Genomic DNA, 4,036 nt, shown 5'->3' on the forward strand with positions numbered 1-4,036 from the left:
AATATATCCGTATAGTAAGATAGAAATATGATAGATTTTGAGGAGGAGTTTTTACATCATGATAAAAAAATTATTATCAGCAATGCTCGTTATGACTCTAGTATTCACACCAGTTGGTGGATTTTTACTAGGAGATCACATAACAACAGTTAGTGCAAAAGGATATAAATCTGGTAAGAAATCATTTAATTCAAACACAAATAATAACTCATCTTTTTTCAAAAAGGATGACACACAGCAAAAATCTTCGACGATCACAAAAAGTAGTAAAACTACTAAATCTAAAACTGGAAGCATTATGAAAGGCTTATTTTTAGGTGGACTAGCTGGGTTACTACTAGGTGGATTATTAAGTAATCTTGGTATTTTAGGCTCAATTATTGGATTATTTATAAATGTGATTGCGATTATCGCTGTCATTGTTATTATTCGAAAACTATTTACCTTCTTTAAAAAGAAACGTAAAGAAGAGGAAGATTCAGTATGGGGAAGATAAAAATAGCTGAGCAGGATATTGTCAATGCCCTTTGCCTTCATATTGCTCATAAAAGACAAATTACGCCACAAGAAGTTGAAATTGAGCTTATTTATGATGATGATTACGGCTTTTCAGCTGAATCATATGTAAATGGTAGAAAGCAAATTCTTATTACAGCTAATATTATCGAAGCATTGCGATATTGGCTTGATACAGTTATGGAAATTGATCCTTATTCAGCAGCTCTTGAGCTTGTTTTGGATGACGAAGAAGGAATTATTGCATATGCGGATTAAAGACGAGTGGCTTTTGCCCTCGTTTTTTGCTAATTAAGATAAGAAAAGAATAAAGGAATGTTGTTATGCGTTCAATGAAAGTATATATCATCGGCTCAATCGTAACAGATATCATTTTAATCGGTTATCTTTTTACCCTATTGGACAGTATTGGAATCGGATTTTTCCTTCTTTTATCAATACTATTGCTTGCTGGCTCCTTTTTATCAGTCTATTTTATGAAAAAAAATTCGTAAGAACTTATAACCAAAAGAGAGTGACTCAAAAAGTTCAGAACCTTTTGAGTCACCCTCATTCATTACCAATTTTAATAAGTCATATCTGATTGTACATAATAATAAAGTAAATTAGCTGTATGTATCAATGAAGAAGTATGCGTTCTTTCAAACGCATGTGATGCATCAATTCCTGGTCCGACTAAGCCGTGAACAATATCATTTCCTGAACGAATTGCAGCAGATGCATCTGAACCATAATAAGGGTAAATGTCCACTTTATAATCGATATGATGCATACGAGCCAGATTTACGAGCTTTTTTCTAAGACCGTAATGGTAAGGACCACTCGCATCTTTGGCACAAATTGAAACCGTGTATTCATCTGTTGCTTGTCCATCACCGATTGCTCCCATATCAACTGCTAGATACTCAACCGTCTCTTTAGGGATATTTGAATTTCCACCATAGCCAATCTCTTCATTATTTGAGATGAGAAAATGAGTTGTATAAGGTAATGAAATGTTTTCCGTTACAATTTGTTTAATAAGATTCAATAAAATAGCAACACTTGCTTTATCATCTAAGTGGCGCGATTTAATAAAACCAGTTGGTGTGATTTCTACCCTTGGGTAAAATGAAATAAAATCTCCTACCTCAATTCCTAGCTTGCGTACATCGTCAGCATTTTTCACGACAGCATCAATTCTTACTTCGATATTTTTTTGATTTCTCTCTAATTTCCCAGCATCTTTATAAACATGAACAGATGTTTGATGCATCAAAATCGTCCCAGTATAGATATCTCCATTTGCTGTTTCAATTTGACAATATTCACCTTCAATGGAGTTATACTGGAAGCCTCCAATAAGATCGATCATTAATCTTCCATTTGCTTTAACCTCTTTAACCATTGCCCCAAGCGTATCGACATGAGCTGTTAACATTCGCTGCTTCGTTGTATCTTCACCAGGCAAGGTAATAATTAACCCTCCCTTATGATTCCGCTTCATTTCAACATGTAAATCTGCTACATATTTCTCAACATATGATATAACGTTTTCCGTATTTCCTGATGGGCTTGGAATCTTAACCAATTCCTTTATGAGTTGAACAATTTCATCGCTCGTATTCATAGACAAGCTCCTTTCAATTACTAAAAACAAGATAATATCATTTTAACAAAAAATATCGAATACCACATACTTTACGAAAGCTTTCATAATTTAATAATCTCAATCAGCTATTCAAAAAATAATTGGATAATCAAACCAATAGTGGGAAATATAAGTGTAATGTTTATTTACAGTGAAAGGAGGGCCTCTTATATGAAATTGTCTAATAATATGGAGTTTGAATTACGAGGTAGTTTTATTCCGAATATCAGTAACTCTAATCGATTGAAAATTATCGAAGTTAACGATAACAGTATTGTTATCCAAATGAATAATTCTAAGCGTAGAGGTGTTTTTCCGATCGATAGCTTTCAATATTGGATTAAACGAAACTCGTTAATTCAAATCGATCACGAAGAAAAAAGAACATCATAATAATAAAGGGGCTATCTCAAGGTACTTAGCCAGCACCTTAAGTAACCCCCTCTTTAGGAAATTACGATTTACTATTTGGATGTTTTTAGGAAAACGTTGTTGCCTTTAACTTATTTGTCGTTCTTAGTTGATTTCCGCTACTGTGCTCGCTTTCTGCGGTGTGGGTAGTGTGAGAAACTTGTGCGATCTCCCTTTTCCCACTCATCCCACATGAATCTCACAATGCGCTCAAATCAACCTATATATAGTGCAAAAACAACAATCTTTCAGAAAAGAACCGATTTTTAAAACGAAATATCATTGATAGTCACTCTTACTTCACCACCAGGAGTACTTAAGCTCATTGTTTCCCCTAATGACCGAAGCAATAATTGATGGCCGACTGGTGAAAGGAATGAAATAAAACCATTGTCTGGATCCGTTTCCTCTGGGAAACAAATGACAAATTCTTCGATCTCTTCATCATCTTCAAATTTTACACTCACTTTACTGCCTATGAATACCTTCGTTAAAGAAGATTGCTTTTCTAATTGGTTGTTCAATAATGATAAGTAGCTTTCAACTTCTGACGTATACGATGAACAGAAGCTTCTATATTTCTCTCTTTCTGAAGCAAAATAAGTATCCATTAATTCGATACTATTTTCCTCAAGAAATACTAATTGGCTAATAAGAGTCTCTTTTAAAACATCGATCGGATTATGGCTCATGGTAGATAGCCCCCCTTCCATGATGTAACCCTTTGCATAATTTTAACTCACGATTCATAAAAATCCCTCCAGTTACTATTTTTGAGATAATCTACCAATCTCAAAGACCATCATATCATAGCCGTACATAAGTTTCTATCTATGGCATCCCCGTATTTCCCATGAAAAAATAGAGGTACTCAAAAAGGGCTGACCACAAGCCACCCCCAATTTTTTAACAACTCTAATTATTTATATTAGCCTCCAAAAAATAAATCCAATACATTTGATGCTGTTGAAGACTTTTTATTGTAAAACTCTGAGTACCCACAATTATTGCAATAAATAACTAAAAATTGATTATGCTGTACATCGAACATTTTTGATAAACCTGTACCTGTCATTGAAACCTCTTTTGAACTAGCATTTTGGCTCCCACATTTTATACATCCTTTTCCACTCATTCTGTTCAACTCCTTGTTTTCTATAATTGTATTACGTTTATAAACATGCATTTGTTTCACTTTTCATTTATCAATATGTAGATTTTGTTATTACACACCCTTTAACCTTCCAATGCAAATAAAGCCAGTCCTTGAGATTATGACTCTTTAGGAGTTGGCCGCTTGTACTTGACACGAAAACTATGTTTAAATATTCATCCTATCCTACATGAAACGAAAAAGGACTGATTACCTCAGCCCTCTTTCCAATTAGCTTATAACCAAGCTGCACCAACGATAATTAATAAAATGAACAATACAACGATTAAAGCAAATCCTCTTCCATATCCGTAACCGCCACCGCC

General features: G+C 34.1%; 8 protein-coding genes. 4 read left to right on the forward strand and 4 right to left on the reverse strand.

Features of this window, described 5'->3' with window-relative positions; translation table 11 throughout:
* Positions 1–58: 58 nt before the first annotated feature.
* The 3 genes from HU235_RS04740 to HU235_RS04750 all read left to right on the forward strand — a co-directional run bounded on the left by HU235_RS04740 (position 59) and on the right by HU235_RS04750 (position 1,010).
* The gene (locus tag HU235_RS04740; protein WP_307190531.1) at positions 59–496 is read left to right on the forward strand and encodes a hypothetical protein; all 438 of its coding nucleotides are present in this window, start codon (positions 59–61) and stop codon (positions 494–496) included.
* Positions 484–774, forward strand: coding sequence for a YxcD family protein (locus HU235_RS04745; protein ID WP_095301495.1), 291 nt, complete (start codon positions 484–486; stop codon positions 772–774). The genes HU235_RS04740 and HU235_RS04745 overlap by 13 nt, the downstream gene beginning before the upstream one ends.
* A gap of 65 nt (positions 775–839) precedes the next feature.
* Positions 840–1,010: a hypothetical protein gene (locus tag HU235_RS04750; RefSeq protein ID WP_170944407.1), complete on the forward strand. Its 171-nt coding sequence runs from the start codon at positions 840–842 to the stop codon at positions 1,008–1,010.
* A gap of 71 nt (positions 1,011–1,081) precedes the next feature.
* Here HU235_RS04750 and HU235_RS04755 read toward each other — a convergent pair whose 3' ends face one another.
* Positions 1,082–2,125, reverse strand: a complete 1,044-nt coding sequence (locus HU235_RS04755; RefSeq protein ID WP_145581814.1) for a M42 family metallopeptidase — start codon at positions 2,123–2,125, stop codon at positions 1,082–1,084.
* A 192-nt stretch (positions 2,126–2,317) separates the two neighbouring features.
* Between HU235_RS04755 and HU235_RS04760 the strand changes: the two genes are divergently transcribed.
* A complete protein-coding gene (locus tag HU235_RS04760; RefSeq protein ID WP_095301493.1) occupies positions 2,318–2,539 on the forward strand; it encodes a hypothetical protein in 222 nt (73 codons plus the stop codon).
* 284 nt (positions 2,540–2,823) lie between these two features.
* Here HU235_RS04760 and HU235_RS04765 read toward each other — a convergent pair whose 3' ends face one another.
* The 3 genes from HU235_RS04765 to HU235_RS24860 all read right to left on the reverse strand — a co-directional run.
* Positions 2,824–3,249, reverse strand: coding sequence for a GreA/GreB family elongation factor (locus HU235_RS04765; RefSeq protein WP_174879473.1), 426 nt, complete (start codon positions 3,247–3,249; stop codon positions 2,824–2,826).
* A 236-nt stretch (positions 3,250–3,485) separates the two neighbouring features.
* Entirely contained in the window at positions 3,486–3,692 is a 207-nt protein-coding gene (locus tag HU235_RS04770) for a zinc ribbon domain-containing protein (RefSeq protein ID WP_145581812.1), read from the reverse strand.
* Between the two features lie 254 nt (positions 3,693–3,946).
* The coding region (locus HU235_RS24860; protein ID WP_217451416.1) for a YjcZ family sporulation protein at positions 3,947–4,036 on the reverse strand (90 nt) is incomplete at its 5' end.

The organism is Metabacillus niabensis (assembly GCF_902829255.1).
Taxonomy (GTDB): Bacteria; Bacillota; Bacilli; order Bacillales; family Bacillaceae; genus Metabacillus; species Metabacillus niabensis.

Coding starts and splice junctions, on each gene's coding strand:
- HU235_RS04740 (WP_307190531.1), top strand. CDS start 59: ATGATAAAAAAATTATTATCAGCAATGCTCGTTATGACTCTAGTATTC.
- HU235_RS04745 (WP_095301495.1), top strand. CDS start 484: ATGGGGAAGATAAAAATAGCTGAGCAGGATATTGTCAATGCCCTTTGC.
- HU235_RS04750 (WP_170944407.1), top strand. CDS start 840: ATGCGTTCAATGAAAGTATATATCATCGGCTCAATCGTAACAGATATC.
- HU235_RS04755 (WP_145581814.1), bottom strand. CDS start 2,125: ATGAATACGAGCGATGAAATTGTTCAACTCATAAAGGAATTGGTTAAG.
- HU235_RS04760 (WP_095301493.1), top strand. CDS start 2,318: ATGAAATTGTCTAATAATATGGAGTTTGAATTACGAGGTAGTTTTATT.
- HU235_RS04765 (WP_174879473.1), bottom strand. CDS start 3,249: ATGAGCCATAATCCGATCGATGTTTTAAAAGAGACTCTTATTAGCCAA.
- HU235_RS04770 (WP_145581812.1), bottom strand. CDS start 3,692: ATGAGTGGAAAAGGATGTATAAAATGTGGGAGCCAAAATGCTAGTTCA.